Raw genomic sequence first — 19629 nt, 5'->3', positions numbered from 1 at the left:
GCTTTTAATCTGAAGACTTGGCAGAATTGGGGCATGACCCTGTCGCAGAACCATCCGATGATTGATGGCCGTACCCAAGATTCCGCTCTGATCCAAGCTCTGACCGGCAAGAAGCCGTCGCATCACCCGGTGTGGTTCATGCGCCAGGCCGGCCGTTCGCTGCCTGAATACCTGAAGCTGCGCGAAGGGGTGAGCATGCTCGACTCCTGCCTGGACCCTGCCATGGCCAGCGAGATCACCTTGCAGCCGGTGCGCCGCCACAAGGTGGACGCCGGAATCTTCTTCTCCGATATCGTCATCCCGCTGCGACTGGCCGGTATCGGCGTAGACATCGTGCCAGGTGTTGGCCCGGTACTCGATACCCCGATCCGCACCGCCGAACAGGTCGCCGCCCTTCCAGAGCTCACCGACGAAGCGCTGGAACCAATCCGCGAAGCAGTGCGCCTGACCGTTGCCGAACTGGGCAGCACCCCGCTGATCGGTTTTGCCGGAGCGCCATTCACCGTGGCCGCCTACATGGTCGAGGGCAAGCCAAGCCGCGACCACCTGGGCCCGCGCACCATGATGCACACCGACCCGGAAGTCTGGGACGGATTGATGAGCTGGGCCGCGAATGCCTCGGGCAAGTTCTTGCGCGCCCAGGTCGAGGCAGGAGCTTCGGCCTCGCAGCTCTTCGACTCCTGGGCCGGCTCGCTGTCGCTGCCGGACTACCAGAAGTTCGTTGCTCCTTACTCGGTGAAGTCCTTGGACGACGTGCGCGATCTGGGTGTGCCTTTGATCCACTTCGGCACCGGAACCGGCGAGCTGCTCACCGCGATGCGCGATGCAGGGGTCGATACCGTGGGCGTGGACTACCGCATCCCGCTGGAAACGGCCATCGAACGCCTGGGCCAGGACGTATCGGTCCAGGGCAATATCGACCCGGCTTTGCTGGCCGCCCCTTGGGAAGTTCTCGAAGCGCATGTGCGTGAAGTGGTGGCAGCGGGCAAGAACGCTCGCGGCCACGTGGTGAACCTGGGCCACGGTGTTCCTCCGACCACCGATCCAACCGTGTTGACCCGTGTGGTGGAGCTCATCCACTCGCTGTAATTCAACAGGTCTAAGCTAGGTTCAGGGTCCTTGTCCAACTGTCCGTCGAGGACAAAGTGCAGGACAGGGCCCGGTCAAATTCTGAAGGTAGAAGGGTGCTAGGTACGTGAGCAAGGAACAGCGCAACCTGCGTGCAGGGGATTCATCCGAAACCACTGATGCGGCCAAACCGCGACGCGATATTGCCAATGAGGCCGCAGCGCACGCCTTGCGCCTGTTGGAAAAGGTGCGCCACGCCAGCGAAGCACGCCTAGCTAAGACCGACACGGATGGTGATGGCCAGCAGAACGCGGCACCGCATGCAGTGGTGATCGGCGGCGGCATCGCCGGACTGGTTGCCGCCCGCGAACTGCGCCAGACCGGCCACGAAGTCACCGTGCTGGAAGCCACCGGTAACTTCGGCGGATGCGTACGCTCCACCGAAGTTGCGGGACTGAGAATTGACGCCGGCGCCGAATCCTTCGCCGTGCGCGGGGGAGTCGTCGCCTCCTACCTCGACGAGCTGGATCTCGGCGAGCAGATCGCCGCCACCTCCGGGCAGCCTGCTTGGCTCATCCAGGGCGAGGACCAAGAGATCCTGGCCCATCCGATGCCGGCCACCGCGATGCTGGGCATCCCGGGTAACGTGCGCACCGATGAAGTGCGCGCGATCATCGGCCGTCCAGCCACCGTGCGCGCCGCGGCAGACCTGATCACCCCGATGAGCAAGAAATGGGCTACCGAAAAGTTGTCCATCGCTGAAGTGGTCCGTGCACGCATGGGCCAAGCGGTGCTGGACCAGCTGGTCGCTCCAGTGGTCAACGGCGTGTACTCCACCGACCCAGCCAAGATCTCCATTGACGCCGCCGCGCCGGGACTGCGCCAGGCCATGCAGGAGACCGGTTCGCTGGCTCGTGCGGTGTCCAAGCTGCAGGCTTCGGCCCCCGCAGGCTCCCGGGTCGCCGGGCTCAACGGCGGCATGCACACCATGGTCCAGGCCCTGGTGGCCCAACTGGAAGAAGCTGGAGTCGCGCTGGTGCGCAATTGCGCTGCCACCGCCTTGAGCCATGATCCGCAAGCGGCTGCACCGTACGCCGTGCGAACCCTGGGCCAGGAATTGCACGCAGATCGGGTAGTGCTCGCGGTTCCCGCGCAGCCTGCCCTTGAATTGCTCAACCCCCTGTTCGCCGCAGAACAGCAACTTGACTCCGATGGTGACGCCAACGCCATTGCCTTGGCGATTCTGGTAATCGACAAGCCGGAACTTGATGATGCCCCGCGCGGTTCAGGGGTGCTGGTTTCCAAGCAAGCCCCGCTGGCCGCGAAGGCGCTGACCCATTCGACCGCCAAGTGGCCTTGGCTGGCTGACGAGTCCGGCCCAGGCACGCATGTCATCCGCCTGTCCTTTGGACGGATCGGCGAACACGAGAACCTGGTCGAATCCGGGGATGACTCCGCACTCATCGACCAGGCAATCAAAGATGCTTCAAAGATTCTCGGTGTTCAATTGCATCGTGATGATGTCTTGGGAAGCACCGTTTCACGCTTCAGCGACATGGTTCCGCTGCAGGGGGAGGCCGCAACGGCGCGCCGCACCGCACTGCAGCACAACCTGTCGGACTTCGAAGGGCTCGATGTAGTTGGCGCATGGATTGCCGGCACCGGGCTGGCGCGAGTGATCGCCCAAGCCCGCAGCGCCGTGGCAATCAGCGCCCGCTAAGCACCCCCAAGCTAACTAACCTGGACAGCTGTCCAAAACCAGATCAAGGAGAATACCAAGTGAGCACCGCACCGGAGCATAATTCCCCAGTCATTCGCGAACGTGAGAATGCAGGAGAAAACCCGACGTTCTTCTACACCCTGTGGACCATTTTCAAGCGTTCGCAAATCGTTGAGCGTTCCGAGGCCGCTGCCGCTGAATTCGATGCCCTGATCGAGCAGCTGGCTGCCGAAGGCGCCATCGTGCGCGGCATCTACGACGTCTCGGCCATGCGCGAAGACGCAGACGTGATGATCTGGGTCCACGGTCCAGCCGCTGAGCTGCTGCAGGCCTCGATGCGCAAGATCCGCCGCTCCGCACTGCTGGAGGGTACCGAAATCGTGTACTCCACCATGGCCGTGCACCGCGAAGCAGAATTCGCCAAGGACCACTCGCCGGCATTCGCCCGAGGCGTGGATGCCAAGGAATGGATGACCGTCTACCCGTTCGTGCGCTCCACCGAGTGGTACACCATGGATCCAGCAGAGCGCGGCAAGATGCTGCGCGACCACGGCATCCTGGGCCGCGAATTCCCTAACGTACTGGCCAACACCGTAGCCGCTTTCTCCTTCAGCGACTTCGAATGGCAGATCTGTCTGGAAGCCGATGACATGATCGATTTGGTCGACATGATGCGCCACCTGCGCTACACCGAAGCCCGCCACCATGTGCGTGAGGAGACTCCGTTCTACACCGGCCGCCGCATCTCGGCCGCGCAGGTACTAGAGGTCCTGAAGTGAGCCAGGCCTTCGACCCCCGCCAGGGATATGACGGCCAAGGCCGCATGATCCCCAAAGCGTACGACGCCATCTTGCTGGCGTCCTTCGGCGGACCCGAGGGCCAGGATGATGTCATCCCGTTCCTGCGCAAGGTCACCGAAGGCCGCGGTATCCCGGACGAGCGTCTGGAAGAAGTCGCGGTGCACTACCGCAAGAATGGCGGTGTCTCGCCGATCAACGCGCAGAACCGCGCGCTGAAGGCCGCGCTGGAAGCCGAACTTGCTGATCGCGGCATTGACCTGCCGATCTACTGGGGCAACCGCAACTGGCACCCGTTCGTGAATGACACGCTCAAGGAACTGGCCGCCGATGGGCATCGCAAGGTGCTGCTGATGGGCACCGGCGCGTACTCCGGCTACTCGGCATGCCGCCAGTACCGTGAAGATGCTGGCATGGGCCTGCTGGAAACCGGTTTGGACGGCGTGGTGGAAATCGACAAGCTGCGCCAGTTCTTCGATACCCCGGCTTTCGTGACGCCTTTCGTCCACTCGCTGCGTACCTCGCTAGCCAACGTCCGTGCTCAGCTGGCTGAAGCAGGGAAGGAAGATGGCCAGATCAAGATCGTCTTCGTCACCCACTCCATCCCGATGGCCGATGCCCAGGCCGCCGGGCCCGAAGGCATCCGCGCCGACGGGTACGAGAACCTGTACACCACCCAGCACCAGGCCGTAGCTGACTACATCCTCTCCCAGGTTGAAGAAGCCCAGGGGCTGGAGCATTCGCTGGTGTACCAATCGCGTTCCGGGGCACCGCATGTGCCATGGCTGGAACCGGACATCAACGATGCGCTGGAAGAAGACGCCGCCGCAGGGATCGCCGGGGTAGTGGTGGTGCCCATCGGCTTCATCTCCGACCACATGGAAGTGATGTGGGATCTGGACACCGAAGCCAGGGACAGCTGCGCCGAGCTGGGCCTGGCCTTTGACCGTGTCGCCACCCCGGGCACCCACCAGGCGTTCATTACCGGCCTGGTGGACCTGGTTGAAGAACGCCTGGCCGGCCCCGATGGCAAGTCGCTGCGCGAGGGCCGCACCTCGGTGGTTGCCGGCGGTCCATGGTTTGATGTCTGCCGTCCGGGCTGCTGCGAGAAGCGTGCCCTGGACGGAACGTTGCGCCCGACGATCGGCGCAGTAGATTCAGAAGTTGGTGTACCCCAATCATGAGCGAATCATTTCGTGTAGGAACCCGTGGCAGCGCGCTGGCCACGACCCAGACCGGATGGGCCGCGCAAAAACTGGCCGGGATTTCCGGGCTGGACGTGGAAACTGTTCTGGTCAAGACCGAAGGCGATGTGGTGACCGGTTCGCTGGCCACCCTGGGCGGCACCGGCGTCTTCGCCGCCGCCCTGCGCCAGCACCTGCTGGATGCCGGCTGCGACCTGGCCGTGCACTCGCTCAAGGACCTGCCGACCGCGCAGCCTGAAGGCCTGGTGCTGGCCGCGATTCCCGCGCGTGAAGACGTGCGCGATGCGCTGTGCTCGCGTGACTCGCTGGGACTGGACCAGCTGCCGCACGGTGCCAAGATCGGTACCGGCTCGCCGCGTCGTGCAGCCCAGCTGCTGGCCTACCGCAGCGACTTCGAGATTGTTGATATCCGCGGCAACGTCCCAACCCGCTTGGGCCGCGTCAAGGGCGTAGGGAAGACCTTGGATGATGGCAGCGTGGGACGCTCCACCCAGGGCGACCTGGATGCGGTGATCCTGGCAGCTGCCGGCATGCGCCGGCTGGGCTTGGAAGATCACATCACCGAGTACCTGGATCCTTCGATCATGCTGCCTGCACCGGGCCAGGGCGCTTTGGCTTTGGAAACCCGCAGTGCAGGTTCGGGGCACCAGGCCCTGGATGCGGCGCTGTCCCAATTCGATGATGCCCACACCCGCATGCAGGTAGAGGCCGAACGCGCGCTGCTGTCCACGCTGGAAGCAGGGTGCGCCGCCCCGATTGGTGCCTTGGCCCATATCGACGGCGATGACCTGGTTCTTGAAGCGGTGGCCTGCAACCCTGATGGCTCGGAAACCATGCGCCGCAGCGCACGGATCGCCTGCAGCACCACCGATGCTGCACAGCAGCTGGGCCGTTCGCTGGCGCAGTCGATGATCGCCGATGGCGCTGCCGTAGTCGCCGGGCTGGCATAGCTCAGGGCCATGGCTTATCAAGCACTGATCCTGCGCAACCCGGCACGTGCCGCGGCCACCGTGCAGGAATTCGATCAGCTGGGCATCACCTCGTGGTGCGCCCAGCTGATCGAAACCGTTTGGCCTGCCGATCGCAGTTCGCTGCAGCGCATGGCCAGCGAGCTGGTGGCCGGAGCCTACTCCTGGCTGGTCTTCACCTCGGTGAATACCGTCAAGGTAGTGCAGCAGGTCTTGGATGGCCAGCCGTTGCCCGAGCCGCTTCGCCTGGCCTCGGTCGGAGAGAAAACCACCGAAGCCATCGAAAGGTACTTGGGCCGCAGCGTGGACTTCGAAGCTGAAGAGCAATCGGCTGCCGGCATGCTTGCGGCCTGGGTCCCTGAGCCGGGCGCCAGGATCTGCTATCCGCACGGCGATCTGGCCAGCTCCACGCTGGCCGACGGGCTGGGCAAATACCCGGTGCAGGTCAATGAATTCATTGTCTATGAAACCGTGGATGCTCCGGCCGATGGCACCCCCGTGTCAGAGCCGGAAGCGGTACCCGGACTCAATGTCTTACCGGCGAACCGCATCGGTGACAGACTGGAAGAACAGGATCTAGTGGTCTTCTCGGCTCCCAGCGTAGTCCGACGTTTCGTGCAGCTGGCAGGTACGCAGCTGCCCGAGAAACTGCAGACCATCGCGATTGGCCGTCCGACGGCCCGGGCCATGGAGCGTGCCGGGCTGCCGGTGCATGCGGTGGCCTCTGCTCCCACCCCGCAGGGCCTGGCCCGTGCGGCCCAAGATTTGCTCCGGTACCGGTAATTCCCGGACCGGAAGTGTGCACAACGAAATAAGAAGTTATGAGAACTGGAGAAAGAGGAGCCATGGGTTTCCCTCAGCATCGCCCGCGCCGGTTGCGGCAGAATCCTGCCATCCGCCGTTTGGTGGCAGAAAATGAGCTTTCGGCACGCCAACTGATCTTGCCTGCCTTCGTGCGCGAGGGACTGGCCGAGCCCAACGAGATCACCTCCATGCCAGGGGTCTACCAGCACACCATGGACTCGCTGAAGGCTGCCGCGTCGAACGCGGCCGAGCTGGGCCTGGGCGGCATCATGCTCTTCGGCATCCCGGAAGTACGCGACGAGAACGGTTCAGCCGGTCTTGACCCGCAGGGCATCTTGAACCGCGGCATTGCAGCGGTACGCGCCGAAGTAGGCGATGAACTGGTGGCCATGTCCGATGTCTGCCTGGACGAATTCACCTCGCACGGCCACTGCGGCGTGCTCGATGCCCAGGGCGGCGTGGATAACGATGCCACCTTGGAAATCTACGGCCAGATGGCTGTGGCCCAGGCCGAGGCTGGCGCCCACATGCTGGGCCCCTCGGGCATGATGGATGGCCAGATCGGCGTGATCCGTGAAGCACTGGATGCTGCCGGACGCCAGGATGTGTCCATCCTCGCCTATAGCGCCAAGTACGCCAGCGCGTTCTACGGCCCGTTCCGCGAGGCCGTGGATTCCCAGCTGGTGGGGGACCGCCGCACTTACCAGATGGATTCGGCCAACCGCAGCGAAGCTGTGCTGGAAGCTGAACTGGATATTGCCGAAGGCGCGGACATGATCATGGTCAAGCCGGCCATGAGCTACTTGGATATTGTGCGCGATATTGCCGATATTTCCCCGGTTCCGGTCTCCGCCTACCAGATCTCCGGCGAGTACTCGATGATCGAGGCCGCAGCCGCCAACGGCTGGATTGACCGCAAGGCCTCCGTGCTTGAATCGCTGCTGTCGATCAAGCGTGCAGGCGCCCAGCAGATTTTGACGTACTACGCCGCCGAAGTTGCCGGCTGGCTCAAGGAAGGTAAATAAGACGCATGTCTAACTCTGAAAAGCTTTTTGCCGAGGCCCGCGATGTCATGCCAGGCGGCGTGAATTCCCCAGTGCGCGCCTTCGGTTCAGTCGGTGGAATTCCTCCGTTCATGGTGGGGGCCAAGGGCGCCTACCTGACCGATGCCGATGGCAAGGAATATGTTGATCTGGTGTGCTCTTGGGGTCCGGCACTGCTGGGCCATGCCCACCCGGAGATCCAGGCTGCCGTGCACACGGCTGTGGATCGCGGCCTGTCGTTCGGCGCATCCACCCCGGATGAAGCCAGGCTCGGCGCGCTGATCAAGTCCCGCATGGGCGGGGTAGAGCGCGTGCGGATGGTCTCCACCGGTACCGAAGCGACCATGACCGCTGTCCGCCTGGCTCGTGGCTTCACCGGCCGCGAACTGGTCATCAAGTTCTCCGGCTGCTACCACGGACACCTGGACGGCCTGCTGGCTGACGCAGGATCGGGCCTGGCCACCTTGGCCCTGCCAGGTTCTGCTGGCGTGACCGCTGCGACCGCAGCCGAGACCCTGGTCCTGCCATACAACGACCGGGCAGCAATTGAAGCTGCTTTCGCTGAGCACGGTGCAAACATTGCCGCCGTCATCACCGAATCCGCACCGTGCAACATGGGCGTTGTCGTGCCAGAAGATGGCTTCAACAAGTTCCTGAAGGACACCACCGCCAAGCACGGCGCACTGCTGATCCTCGACGAGGTGCTCACCGGCTTCCGCGCATCTTCCTCGGGTTACTGGGGCTTGACCGGCAAGGACGAGGGCTGGAATGCGGACCTCTACACCTTCGGCAAGGTCATCGGCGGCGGCCTGCCGACCGCCGCCCTGGGCGGCCGCGCCGAGGTCATGGACTATCTGGCACCGTTGGGGCCGGTCTACCAGGCAGGTACGCTCTCGGGCAACCCAGTGGCCATGGCCGCTGGCATCGCCCAGCTGACTCACGCCACCGAAGAGGTATACGCGCACCTGAACAAGCAGTCCGAGGCGTTGCAGTCCGCGATCACCGAGTCCTTCAACGCCGCAGGCCTGGACCACTCGATCCAGCGCGCCGGCACCTTGTTCTCGGTAGCCTTCGGCACCTCCGAAAAGGGCGTGCACAACTACGCTGACGCGCAGGGGCAGGAAGCCTTCCGCTACGCGCCGTTCTTCCACTCGATGCTGGAGTCGGGAATCTACCTGCCACCAAGCGTCTTCGAAGCATGGTTCGTCTCGGCAGCCCACGACGATGCGGCAATGGAGAAGATCTTCGCAGCCCTTCCAGCAGCCGCGAAGGCAGCTGCGGCCGCCAAGGCCTAGTACTTAGCAACAAATGCATCAGCCAACGCCTGGCAGGCACCTGTGGTGCCTGCCAGGCGTTGGCTGTTTAATCCTCGATAGCTTGAGGAGTAAGAAAACTGCCCGAGTTCCATGATTGGAACTCGGGCAGCTGTGGCTCTGGCGTTGGGGCTGTGCCCCGCTGCTGGAAGAAGTACTTAGAAAGCGGCGATGACGCTGCCGTCGTTCCAGGTCTTCTCGATGTAATCGCGGACCTCATCCGAGTGCAGCAGCTCTTCGAGCTTGGCAATGGCTGGGGTCTCTTCGCCATCGCGCCAGGTCAGGAAGTTGGCGTTCGGGTTGTTTTCGCCGGACTCCTGAGCCAGGATCTCGTCCTTGTTCAGCTTGGCCTGGACGATGAAGTTGCCATTGATAACAGCCACACCGATGGAATCATCACTCATGTAGTACTGCGGAACCTGCTCGGCGTTGGCATCCTTGAGCACCAGGCCCAGAGGGTTCTTTTCCTTGTCGCCTTCGACCGTGAGGACCGAGTCATCGTCGGCGATGTTCTTGAGCAGACCGGCTTCTTCCAGAACACGCATGCCCCGGATCTGGTTTACCGGGTCGTTGTTCAGCAGCACGGTGGTGCCCTCGGTAACATCCTCGGCGTTGTCGAACTTCTTGGAGAAGACAGTCATTGGCTCTACGTGAACGCCAGCGCCGTGGGCGAACTCGTAGCCCTTTTCCTTCATCTCGGTGGCGAGGTAGGCCTCGGTCTGGAAGTAGTTGGCATCCAGCGAGCCGTCGGCCAGCGAAGTGTTTGGAAGAACGTAGTCATCGTATTCAACGACGTCGATGTCGATGCCGGCTTCCTGAGCCAGGTTCTCATCGATGAAGTTCAGGATGTCTGCCTGTGGAACTGGGCTGGCGCCTACCTTGATAACCGTAGGGTTCGCTGGATCCAAGGTAGCTGCAGCGTCTGCAGTCGGTTCGCTGCTGCCGCAAGCGGTCAGTGCGAATGCGGTGGCAACACCGGTGATGGCGAGTGCGAGTTTCTTGCGCATAACTTGTTCTTTCCTTAGGTAGAGCCGTGAGGCACTGTGCGAGTGAATTTGCCGTGTCCTCAGCGATTCCACGGCGCCACCGGATGAACCGGTGGAGGTTATTTGCTAGCGGTGATCGACCTTGCGGGCAATTACATCGCCGATGATCTGGACCAACTGGACCAAGATCACGATAATGACGATGGTCGCAAGCATGATGGGCATGCTGTAGCGGGCGTAGCCGTAGGTGTAGGCCATGCGGCCCAAGCCGCCACCGCCAACCAGGCCAGCCATGGCGGAGTAGCCGATCAACGTCACCATGGTGGTGGTGATGGCCGCGATGATCCCTGGCATGGCTTCGGGAACCAGAACCTTGCGGATGGTTTGGAGCTTGGTGGAGCCCATGACTAATGCGGCATCGACCTTCCCCGAAGAAACGTCCCGCAGCGCGGTCTCAACAAGGCGGGCGAAGAATGGAACGGTACCGATGGTCAACGATACGGAGGCCGCGATCGGACCAAGTGAGGTGCCGACCAGCATGCCAGCAAAGGGAATCAAAGCAACCATCAAGATGGCGAAGGGAATGGAACGGGTGATGTTCACGATGACGGCCGAAAGGATCGCGTTCAGCCAACGAACGGGACGCAGACCGCCCTTCCCGGTGACATGGAGCAAAATACCCAGCAACAACCCGATGACTACGGTGACGATGCCGGAGATCACCACCATCTGCAGAGTTTCGACGGTAGCGACCCACATGGCCTTGAGTACGGTGGGGGTGAAGAAATCCATTGCTTACTTGGCTCCCTTCACGGTTACGGCGATGCCGGTGGACTTCAGGTGATTCACAATTGCATTCAAATCGGCATCAGCAGCCAGCTGCAGGCGCAAGTGCGCGTACTGCTGCTCGCCAAGCTGTTCAACAGAACCAGCCAAGACATTGACATCGGTATTGAACTGGCGGGAGATCGAGGAGATCACTGGCTGGGTTGCCTGGTCGCCGGTGTAGAGCAGGTCCAGGATCGGGCCTTCGCCGTCGACGCGCGGAGCGTCACCAGGAAGCGGGAGCAAGGTGGAAGCCAAGCTGCCTTTGGCGTTGGTGATGACCTGTTCGATGTCGCCGTGTTCCACGATTTTGCCGGCTTCAAGCATCGAGACAGAGTCGCAGGCCTGTTTTACGACGTGCATTTCGTGGGTAATGATCAGCACCGTGATGTTCAGCCGGTCACGCAGTTTCTTGACCAGATCCAGGATTTCGTCAGTGGTCTTCGGATCCAACGCGCTGGTTGGCTCATCGCACAACAGCACATCTGGATCAGTGGCCAATGCGCGGGCGATGCCCACGCGCTGGCGCTGGCCGCCGGAGAGCTGGGATGGGTAGCCCTTGGCGAACTTGGTCAGGCCCACAAGCTCCAGGAGTTCAGCGACCTTGGCATCAATTTCAGCCTTGGGGGTGCCCACTAGTTCCAGCGGGTAGGCCACGTTCTGCTCGGTGGTGCGCGAGTCGAAGAGGTTCGCGTGCTGGAACACCATGCCGATTCGACGTCGCGCATTCCGCAATTCGTCGGTGCTGACGTTGGTCAGCTCCTTGCCGTTTACGGCAACGGTCCCGGAGGTGGGCTGGTCGAGCAAGGTCAAGCAACGGACAAGAGTGGATTTACCCGCTCCAGAATGTCCGACGATGCCATGAATTTTCCCGGTAGGGACTTCAAGGCTGACACCATCAAGGGCAACAACATCTTTGCTGCCCTGCTGGTAGACCTTGCGCAGGTCACTAACTGTGATCACTAGGCGTGTTCCTTCAGATTCTCAAAGGGTGTAGAGAGTACCCTCCATTGAATCACTATCGAACAAAATCGCTCGAATTAAGGGAAAAGCACCTTCAAACTTCTTAGCGCAAGGGCTTACTTGGCAGTGCGTCGAATAAAATTTGCTGATTTATGACAGTAAATGAACGAATGGCTTCCACATAGTGGTCAACAGCCATAGTTGACCTATGTGAAATGACGCACAATGGCCTGGTTATTTCACTTTTTACGACTCAGTGATGGGCCATGCGCTATCAACAACAGCTTCAGGCTTCGTCTTGCGCAGGTAAGCCTGGAAACTTTCTGCCTGTTCTTTCGCCCAGCCGATCTGCCAGCCGTGCAATACCATCGGATCAACTTGCAGCTGCGGGTAGCGTTCGCCCAACTGGCGCGCGACCTCGACGCAGGCAACAGCATCAGCCAAAGACGTGTGTGCATTCTCTAGAACTACACCATAGAATTCGCAGGCCGCGGCCAGGGTGCGCTTGCCTTTGCGGAACCGATCAACCTGCTTATCGATGATGAACGGATCAATCACGTTACCGGGGAAGAATGGCTCAAGGTCGTATCGAACGGCTTCGCTGTAGAGCACAGAGAAATCGTAGGACGCATTAAAGGCAACGATTGGGGCTTGTTCCGAAGCGAACTTCAATAAGTTCAAGATCTCTTCGACGGACTGCTTCGCCGGGGCGCCCTCGGCGCGCGCCTTCTCCGTGGAGATGCCGTGAACCGCTGCTGCGGCTTCAGGGATCTCAACCCCGGGATCCACCAGCCACTCGCGGTTATTCACCACGTTGCCCTCGGCATCCAACAAGACAACCGAAGCCGTCACGATGCGTGCAGTGTTGGTATCAACACCAGTGGTTTCCAAGTCAAAGCCAATTGCCAGGCCCTTATGCCATTCAGTCATGGGTATAACGCTACAGCCAAGGCCGGACAGGACAGCTGTTCGAATTGCGTGTTGTGGAGTACTGCAAGCTAATTGGCAGAATAGAACCATGACAGCTCACTTGCCCCCACCGCCACTGGACTATTCCCAAGCAGTGCACCAACTTGCTGCCTTGGTGCCGGCAGGTGCGGTCCTGAGCTACAAGGACGTGGCCGAACTTCTGGGAAGCGGGGGAGCTCGGCAGGCAGGAAAAGCGATGGCAAGCGCGCCAGCAGGCACACCGTGGTGGCGGATCATTCGCTCGAATGGATCGCTGACCGAAGCGCTGGCCGAAACTGCGCAACGGCACTGGGATGAAGAAGGGCTGGCTGCTCCGGGCCGGCACGTGAACATCAACAAATCCCGCTGGAATCCCAGCAATCAGGCGTGGGAAGAAATTGATGCGCTGCGTACGGCGTTGGGCAACCCCAAAATGTCCGAGATGGATGATCAACTATGAGTATGGAAGAGACCCGAAGCCAGCCCACCGCACAGACTGCGGAGGTTCTTGGCCAACTGCGCTCTGTTAAAAGTCCCGTCCTTGTCACCGGTGCCCCGGGCACAGGAAAGACCCACCTGCTCATCGACACCGCAGTGGCACATCTCGACGCCGGGCTTGACCCGCAGTCCTTGCTCATTATCGGTCCAACCCGACTGACCGCCGCCTCGATTCGCGACGAACTCAGCCGCCGGGCGCAACGCACTTTTACCGAACCTGTGGTGCGCACCTGGTCCTCATATGCCTTCGACCTGATTCGCCGTGCCCGCGTTGAGGGTCTCTTGCCCCAGCTTGAACGTGCACCGCGTTTGCTCTCTGGCCCGGAGCAAGACACCCTGATCGGCCATCTCCTAGAGGGCCATTCCGCTGGCCTCACCGAAGGACCGCAGTGGCCCACCGAACTGGAACTGGCCGTTGAGACACGAGGATTCCGCAAGGAAATTCGAGAGTTCTTTGATCGTGTTTCAGAGCTCGGCCTGGAACCAGCGGATATTGCAGACCTGGGACAACAAGCCAAGCGTCCCGAATGGCATGCCGCTGCACTGTTCTACCAGGAGTACCGAGACCTGCTGGACCTGGGCAGCGCCGAAGCCTTCGACCCGGCTGGCCTGATTACCCGTGCGGCGCAGATCCTTGAAGAGAATCAAGGATTCCTGCATGAAGAACAAGACCGCATGGCTTTGATCCTCGTCGATGACCTGCAAGAAGCCACCCTGTCTCAGCATCGCTTGCTGTCATTGCTGGGCAAGGACCGTGCGATGGTCGCCTTCGCCGCTCCAGACAGCGTTGTCCAAGGATTCCGTGGAGCGCGCACCGATGAGCTGCATCGTTTTGCACAGAACTATGCGCACACCACCGAAGCGTCTTTCATGGAGCTCACCGGTGGCTTGCGCATGTCGCCACAAATCACCGAAGCGTGGAAACGGATCGTCAGCCGCGTCCCGCTGGCCGCAGGACTACGCGGACGAACAATCGAAGCATTGAATACCTCCGAGCATGAACTGTGCCAAGCGCTGGTCTTCGAGAATTCCACCTTGGAAGAACGATTCATCGCCCAACGCATCGTGCACTTGAACCTGTACGAGAACCGCAGCCTCGCCGATATTGCAATCGTCGTGCGCAACGGTTCGCAAGTGCGTTCCTTCAGCCGCTTCCTTGAAGGCCAGGGAATTGGCGTACAAGTGCCGCCGGCGGAAATTCCATTGAAGGATGAAGGGGCGGTCCGCCCGCTGCTTGATTTGCTGGACTTGGCGTTCAGCGATTCGCTCACCGATGACCCGCTGCTGATGCAGAATTTGTTGCTCTCCCGCTATGGGATGAGCACGGCCTTGGAGATCCGCCGGATCCGCCAATTGCTTCGCCAGCAGGAAGCTGAAGCCGGTGGACGCCGTTCCAGCCAGGAGTTGCTGGAAACTTGCCTGCGCGAGCCGGCACTGGCTGATAAATTGGGCAAGCCCGGCTTTGGCCTGAAGCGGCTGCTGTCCATGTACGGTGCACTGCAAGAAGAACTAAACAGCGGAACTGCTACACCAGAAACAGCGCTCTGGGCCATGTGGGAAGCCTCGGGCCGCGCCAAAGCCTGGCGTGAAGAAGCACTGGGCACCGGTACCGCAGCACGCCGTGCCGACCACGACCTGGACGCTGTGCTCTCGCTTTTCCAGGCCGCCGAGCGTTTTGTGGACCAGCTTCCTGGCGCCAGCGTCAAGCAGTTCATTGACCACATCCTGCATCAAGATTTGCCGATGGACTCGCTGGCCACCCGTGCCGCTGGCGGGCAAACCGTCACGGTACTAACCACCGCAGCGGCCGCCGGAAAACAATGGCCGGTGGTATTCATTCCCGGACTGCAAGAAGGCTCGTGGCCTAACCTCCGACTGCGCGGGGAACTGCTGGGTTCCAACGCACTGGCCGATGCCGCCGAGCACGGCATTGATTTCCTGGCCACCAGAACACCAACGCACCTGGTACGCCAAATCCGCAACGACGAATTGCGCAGCTTCAGCAATGCCGTCTCCCGTGCCCAAGACCAGCTGATCTGTACTGCGGTGGATAACGAGGACAGCCAGCCCTCATCCTTCCTGGACCTGGTCGAACCACCGTGCCCGGAGGGGCGTGAACCAACCGCGGTTCCACGCATCCGTTCGCTGCCAGCCTTGGTGGCGGAGCTGCGCAGCACCGCCGAAAAGGCCAAAGCGGCAAGCCTAGGGGCAGTGCCTGCGCCGGCAGACGTAGAAGCGCATAGCCTCTACCAAGACGCCGTGCACGTGCTGGGCCGCCTTGCCCACGCTGAGCAACCGGTACGTGGCGCGCATCCAAGCTCCTGGTGGGGCCTGAGCCCGGTGACCACCACAGAGCCGGTGATCCCTGAGGACCAGCCGCGACGCGTCTCACCATCCAAGGTCGAGACCCTGGTGAAATCGCCGCTGAACTGGTTTGTGCAAAGTGCCGGAGGCACTGCCGCCCATGATTTCGCAGCGTCGCTAGGCACCCTGATCCACTCCATTGCCGAAGAGCACCCCGAGGCCAGCGGAAGCGAATACGAGCGGATCCTTGAGCAACGCTGGCCGGAACTGGAAAAACTGGAGAATTGGGAAGGCCAAAGGGATTTTGACCGCGCCAACGGCATGCTCAGGAAATTTGCGGCCTACTGCGTGACCATGCGCCAAGAAGGCCGCGAACTGGTGGCCAGGGAAATGCCATTCCAAGTCGAGGTTCCCGCCGCTGATGGCTCGCACATCCAGCTGCGCGGCATTATTGACCGAGTCGAAGCTGACGCAAACGGCAAGGTGAGAGTTGTCGACCTGAAAACCGGATCCTCTGCCCCAACCAAGGAGGCCACCTTGGAGCACCTGCAGCTGGGTGTCTACCAAACGGCCATACAGCTCGGTGCGCTGCAAGAGCACGAGGAAACTGCCGGGCTGCCCGATGAGCCAGCCGGTGCTTCTTTGGTGTATGTCGGGACCAATACCAAAAGCGCCTCGGTGCGTGAACAACCATCAATCGGTGACGAAGACTGGGCTCGCACGCTCATACTCGAAGCCGCCGCACTTATGGGAAATAGCGAATTCATCACCCGGCACGTTTCGGGATCAGCCGGGATTCTCGGCAACTGCACGCTACCGGAAATCTGCCCATTGTGCGCCCAAGGACGACAGGTCACCGAACCATGAGCAATATCAGATTCACCCCGCAAGAACTCTCCGAAGCCCTAGGCGAGCAGTTCCCACCCACAGCCCAGCAGGCAGAAATTGTTGCTGCCCCGCTGGAACCCATGCTGGTGATCGCAGGAGCCGGTTCGGGAAAGACCAAAACCATGGCCGACAAGGTTGTCTGGCTGGTAGCCAACCAGCTGGTCCGCCCGGAAGAAATCCTCGGGGTGACCTTTACCCGCAAGGCCGCTGGCGAGCTGTCCATCCGCATCCGTGCCAAGATTGCCCAGCTGGTGGCCACCGGACTGCTCAGCGCAGAAGAAACCAGAGACTTTCTGGACCCCTCCGTCTCCACCTACCACTCCTACGCCAATACGCTTGTCCAAGACCACGGGCTGCGCCTTGGCTTGGAAGAAGACAGCGCACTGCTCGGGGCAGCACAATCATGGCAAGTAGCCCACTCGGTACTGGAAAAATACACCGGCAGCTATGAACACCTCAACAGCGCCACCAGCACCTTAATCGATGCCATCGTGTCCTTCAGCTCCGAAGCTTCAGAACATCTGGTCACCGCGCCATATGCACATCAATGGATCGATGACCTGGTCGAAAGATTGCGCACCCTGCCAATGGACGCAGAAAAGCCGAAGAAGACTACCCAGGCAGCCATTAAGCTCATTGACAAGCTCGCCTCACGCGCCACCATCGCGGAGCTGGCTGAAGAATATGCCTCGGAAAAGAAGCGCCTGGGCGTGATGGACTACGGGGACCTGGTAGCCCACGCCGCTCGCATTGCCCAGGAAGTGCCAGCCGCTGCGCTCGCCGAACGAGCCAGCCACAAGGTGGTACTTCTTGATGAATTCCAGGACACCTCGCACGCGCAAATGGTGCTCTTCTCCCAGCTCTATGGCCAAGGCCATCCGGTCACCGCGGTGGGTGACCCCAACCAATCCATTTACGGATTCCGCGGGGCCAGCGCCGGCCAGCTATTCCGCTTCCCAGAAGTCTTCCCAATCAATGGCGAAAACAGAAACGACGTTGCCCATGTAAAGCACCTGACCATCGCGTGGCGCAATACTGTCAACGTGCTTGCAGCGGCCAACAGCATCACTGCCGCAGCACCCCAACACCAGGGCCCGGTCTCGGTCAAGCCGTTGGATTCTTCGGCGCATGCCAAGCCCGGTCGCGTGGTGCTCAACCGTTGTGCAACGGTGCGTGAAGAAGCAGAAGCCATTGCAGAGATGATTGCTGCCGAGAATAGGAAGGCCGCCGAGCCGAAGACCAGCGCGGTGCTCTCACGCAACCGCACCCAGCTGAGCATCATGGGCGAAGTACTGGCAGAACGCGGCATCAAATACCAGCTGGTGGGCCTGTCCGGATTGCTGAGCACCCCGGAACTGACCGACCTGGTCTCGTACCTGCATGTGCTGGTTGACCCCCTGCGCTCCGATAAGCTCATGCGGATCTTGGCCGGGGCACGCTGGCGGTTGGGAACCGCAGACCTGATGGCCTTCGCCGACTGGTCCCGCCAGCTGGAGCGCCGCCGGGCCCACGGCCTGCAGTCAACCCCGGCAGCCGATGAAAGCGCATCGAGCGATGAAGATGTGCTCAAGGAGGCAGCACGCGCCGAACTCAACGATGCGGCCAGCCTGGTTGAAGCACTGGACTTCCTGCCCAAAGAAGGCTGGACGAGCAGTGACGGCAGAACTATCAGCCCCGCTGGCTATGAACGGCTAGCGGCTCTGCGTGATGAACTTGCCGGCTTGCGGCTACTGGCCAATGATGATCTGGAGACGCTGATCCGCGAAACCGAACGCGCCATGAATCTCGACATCGAGGTAGCGGCCAGGCCCTGGATCTCCAGGGACAAGGCCCGGGCCAACCTCGATGCGTTTGCCGACGTGGTGCGCGAATATTGCCGCAATGCGCCACGCGTGGAGCTGGCTGGTTTCCTGATGTGGTTGGAACAGGCTGCCGAAAAGGAAAAAGGTCTCCCACTGCCAAGTGAAGACGCAGATCCTAGCGCGGTGCAGCTGCTGACGGTCCACGCCTCAAAGGGACTTGAATGGGACATCGTGGCGGTGATGACCCTCAACGACGGGGTATTCCCCGGTTCTAAATCCGACCGCTGGACCAGTGGAGACAAAGCGCTGCCATGGGAATTGCGTGGAGATCACAAGGACCTGCCCCAATGGGACACCGACCAGCCGACGTTGAAAGAACTGCTGGAAGCCGAGTCGATTTTCAAGGATAGGGTTGAAGACCACCATATTGCCGAAGAACGCCGCTTGGCCTACGTTGCGGTGACTCGCGCGAAGTCCTTGCTCATTTGCAGCAGCAGCGTCTGGACCAGTACGCGTACCAAGCCGACTGCGCCATCAGAATTCTTCAACTGCTTGGTCCCGTTGGCTGAAGGGGAAAATCCTCAAGCTGAAATTGGAGTCTGGGTTGAAGATGAGGATGCTCCTGAGCAAAACCCGAGCACCTTGACGCCGCTTGAAGCTGTGTGGCCCTATGACCCGCTGGAAGGGCCAGTCATCACCGGGGGAGTGCAAAAGACTCCCCACCCGTATTCGCGCCGCGAGGTCATCGCTGAGATGGCCAAGAATCTTGAAGTTGTTTCCCAAGAGCATGAGCCGCTGACCAGCTTCGGCCAGCAGTGGGCTGAGGAAGCTGGCAAGCTCCTAGGGCAACGCGAATTCCTGGCCGGGCGTGAACGCCGCATTGAAGCACCCGAGCACGTGCGCGCTTCGCTGTTCGTTGAGCTGGCTGAAGACCCTGTGGAGGTATTGGAAAACCTTCGGCGCCCAGTGCCGCGCCGTCCAGGGCTTGCCGCCCGACGCGGTACCGCGTTCCACGCCTGGATTGAAGAGTTCTACGAGAAAACTTCGATGCTGGATCTGGGAGATCTTCAGGAACCAGCCGACGGCTACCTTGATGAGGCCTTGGATCTTGAATCCATGAAGGAAGCCTTCTTGTCCAGTGAATGGTCCAAGCTGCAGCCGGCCTATGTCGAGGTTCCTTTGGAGACCCGCGTGGGGCCGGTGGCTGTGCGTGGCCGCATTGATGCTGTCTTCCAGATGGAAGATGGCACATGGCTGATGCTCGACTGGAAGACCGGACGTGTTCCCAGCGGCAAGGACCTGAAGAGCAAACTAGTCCAGCTGGCCGTATACCGGCTCGGCTGGTCTCGTCTGCATGGAATCCCACTAGAGGAGATCAAGGCCGCGTTCTACTACGTGGCAGCGGGCATCACTATCCATGCCGAATACCTGCATAATGAGCAGGAGCTTGAACACATGATCTCCAGCGCCTTCGACCAGCTCAGCAACTAGTTGGAG

Annotated in this window: 15 protein-coding genes; 11 read left to right on the top strand and 4 right to left on the bottom strand. The window is 61.0% G+C overall.

The genetic code is table 11. The features are described 5' to 3' along the window. Positions 1-33: 33 nt before the first annotated feature. The 8 genes from hemE to hemL all read left to right on the top strand — a co-directional run bounded on the left by hemE (position 34) and on the right by hemL (position 8900). Entirely contained in the window at positions 34-1089 is a 1056-nt protein-coding gene (hemE, locus tag AARI_RS11670) for a uroporphyrinogen decarboxylase (protein ID WP_013349493.1), read from the top strand. Between the two features lie 106 nt (positions 1090-1195). Further along, the gene (gene hemG / locus AARI_RS11665) at positions 1196-2788 is read left to right on the top strand and encodes a protoporphyrinogen oxidase (RefSeq protein ID WP_013349492.1); all 1593 of its coding nucleotides are present in this window, start codon (positions 1196-1198) and stop codon (positions 2786-2788) included. Positions 2789-2880: 92 nt separating this feature from the next. Then, positions 2881-3567: a hydrogen peroxide-dependent heme synthase gene (gene hemQ, locus AARI_RS11660; RefSeq protein WP_049862738.1), complete on the top strand. Its 687-nt coding sequence runs from the start codon at positions 2881-2883 to the stop codon at positions 3565-3567. Next, positions 3564-4769 (top strand): ferrochelatase, encoded by a 1206-nt coding sequence (locus tag AARI_RS11655; protein WP_013349490.1) that lies wholly within the window; start codon positions 3564-3566, stop codon positions 4767-4769. Before hemQ ends, AARI_RS11655 begins: the two co-directional genes overlap by 4 nt. Further along, positions 4766-5740, top strand: coding sequence for a hydroxymethylbilane synthase (gene hemC / locus AARI_RS11650; RefSeq protein ID WP_013349489.1), 975 nt, complete (start codon positions 4766-4768; stop codon positions 5738-5740). The genes AARI_RS11655 and hemC overlap by 4 nt, the downstream gene beginning before the upstream one ends. Before the next feature lie 9 nt (positions 5741-5749). Further along, the gene (locus AARI_RS11645) at positions 5750-6541 is read left to right on the top strand and encodes a uroporphyrinogen-III synthase (protein WP_013349488.1); all 792 of its coding nucleotides are present in this window, start codon (positions 5750-5752) and stop codon (positions 6539-6541) included. Positions 6542-6603: 62 nt separating this feature from the next. After that, the gene (gene hemB, locus AARI_RS11640; RefSeq protein WP_013349487.1) at positions 6604-7587 is read left to right on the top strand and encodes a porphobilinogen synthase; all 984 of its coding nucleotides are present in this window, start codon (positions 6604-6606) and stop codon (positions 7585-7587) included. A gap of 5 nt (positions 7588-7592) precedes the next feature. Further along, complete coding sequence (hemL, locus tag AARI_RS11635; protein ID WP_013349486.1) at positions 7593-8900, top strand: glutamate-1-semialdehyde 2,1-aminomutase; 1308 nt, start codon at positions 7593-7595, stop codon at positions 8898-8900. 176 nt (positions 8901-9076) lie between these two features. Here hemL and AARI_RS11630 read toward each other — a convergent pair whose 3' ends face one another. From AARI_RS11630 to AARI_RS11615, 4 genes are all read right to left on the bottom strand, one after another. Continuing rightward, a complete protein-coding gene (locus AARI_RS11630; protein WP_013349485.1) occupies positions 9077-9925 on the bottom strand; it encodes a MetQ/NlpA family ABC transporter substrate-binding protein in 849 nt (282 codons plus the stop codon). A 105-nt stretch (positions 9926-10030) separates the two neighbouring features. Beyond that, the gene (locus AARI_RS11625; protein WP_013349484.1) at positions 10031-10696 is read right to left on the bottom strand and encodes a methionine ABC transporter permease; all 666 of its coding nucleotides are present in this window, start codon (positions 10694-10696) and stop codon (positions 10031-10033) included. Positions 10697-10699: 3 nt separating this feature from the next. Further along, complete coding sequence (locus AARI_RS11620) at positions 10700-11692, bottom strand: methionine ABC transporter ATP-binding protein (protein WP_013349483.1); 993 nt, start codon at positions 11690-11692, stop codon at positions 10700-10702. Positions 11693-11938: 246 nt separating this feature from the next. Continuing rightward, the gene (locus AARI_RS11615) at positions 11939-12622 is read right to left on the bottom strand and encodes a 3'-5' exonuclease (protein WP_013349482.1); all 684 of its coding nucleotides are present in this window, start codon (positions 12620-12622) and stop codon (positions 11939-11941) included. Positions 12623-12710: 88 nt separating this feature from the next. Between AARI_RS11615 and AARI_RS11610 the strand changes: the two genes are divergently transcribed. The 3 genes from AARI_RS11610 to AARI_RS11600 are packed head-to-tail and all read left to right on the top strand — an operon-like array spanning position 12711 to position 19623. Next, complete coding sequence (locus AARI_RS11610) at positions 12711-13100, top strand: MGMT family protein (RefSeq protein WP_013349481.1); 390 nt, start codon at positions 12711-12713, stop codon at positions 13098-13100. Next, positions 13097-16309, top strand: coding sequence for an ATP-dependent helicase (locus AARI_RS11605; protein WP_013349480.1), 3213 nt, complete (start codon positions 13097-13099; stop codon positions 16307-16309). Before AARI_RS11610 ends, AARI_RS11605 begins: the two co-directional genes overlap by 4 nt. After that, complete coding sequence (locus AARI_RS11600) at positions 16306-19623, top strand: ATP-dependent helicase (RefSeq protein ID WP_013349479.1); 3318 nt, start codon at positions 16306-16308, stop codon at positions 19621-19623. Before AARI_RS11605 ends, AARI_RS11600 begins: the two co-directional genes overlap by 4 nt. Positions 19624-19629 lie beyond the last annotated feature (6 nt).

Origin of the sequence: Glutamicibacter arilaitensis Re117 (genome assembly GCF_000197735.1) — a bacterium.
GTDB classification, from domain to species: Bacteria; Actinomycetota; Actinomycetes; order Actinomycetales; family Micrococcaceae; genus Glutamicibacter; species Glutamicibacter arilaitensis.
This window is presented reverse-complemented; position numbering and strand designations above follow the sequence as displayed.

Excerpts from the sequence above, each read along its gene's own strand:
- hemL (WP_013349486.1), top strand. The coding sequence starts at position 7,593 with ATGTCTAACTCTGAAAAGCTTTTTGCCGAGGCCCGCGATGTCATGCCA.
- AARI_RS11600 (WP_013349479.1), top strand. The coding sequence starts at position 16,306 with ATGAGCAATATCAGATTCACCCCGCAAGAACTCTCCGAAGCCCTAGGC.
- AARI_RS11630 (WP_013349485.1), bottom strand. The coding sequence starts at position 9,925 with ATGCGCAAGAAACTCGCACTCGCCATCACCGGTGTTGCCACCGCATTC.
- AARI_RS11645 (WP_013349488.1), top strand. The coding sequence starts at position 5,750 with ATGGCTTATCAAGCACTGATCCTGCGCAACCCGGCACGTGCCGCGGCC.
- hemB (WP_013349487.1), top strand. The coding sequence starts at position 6,604 with ATGGGTTTCCCTCAGCATCGCCCGCGCCGGTTGCGGCAGAATCCTGCC.
- AARI_RS11605 (WP_013349480.1), top strand. The coding sequence starts at position 13,097 with ATGAGTATGGAAGAGACCCGAAGCCAGCCCACCGCACAGACTGCGGAG.
- hemE (WP_013349493.1), top strand. The coding sequence starts at position 34 with ATGACCCTGTCGCAGAACCATCCGATGATTGATGGCCGTACCCAAGAT.
- AARI_RS11610 (WP_013349481.1), top strand. The coding sequence starts at position 12,711 with ATGACAGCTCACTTGCCCCCACCGCCACTGGACTATTCCCAAGCAGTG.
- hemC (WP_013349489.1), top strand. The coding sequence starts at position 4,766 with ATGAGCGAATCATTTCGTGTAGGAACCCGTGGCAGCGCGCTGGCCACG.
- AARI_RS11615 (WP_013349482.1), bottom strand. The coding sequence starts at position 12,622 with ATGACTGAATGGCATAAGGGCCTGGCAATTGGCTTTGACTTGGAAACC.
- AARI_RS11625 (WP_013349484.1), bottom strand. The coding sequence starts at position 10,696 with ATGGATTTCTTCACCCCCACCGTACTCAAGGCCATGTGGGTCGCTACC.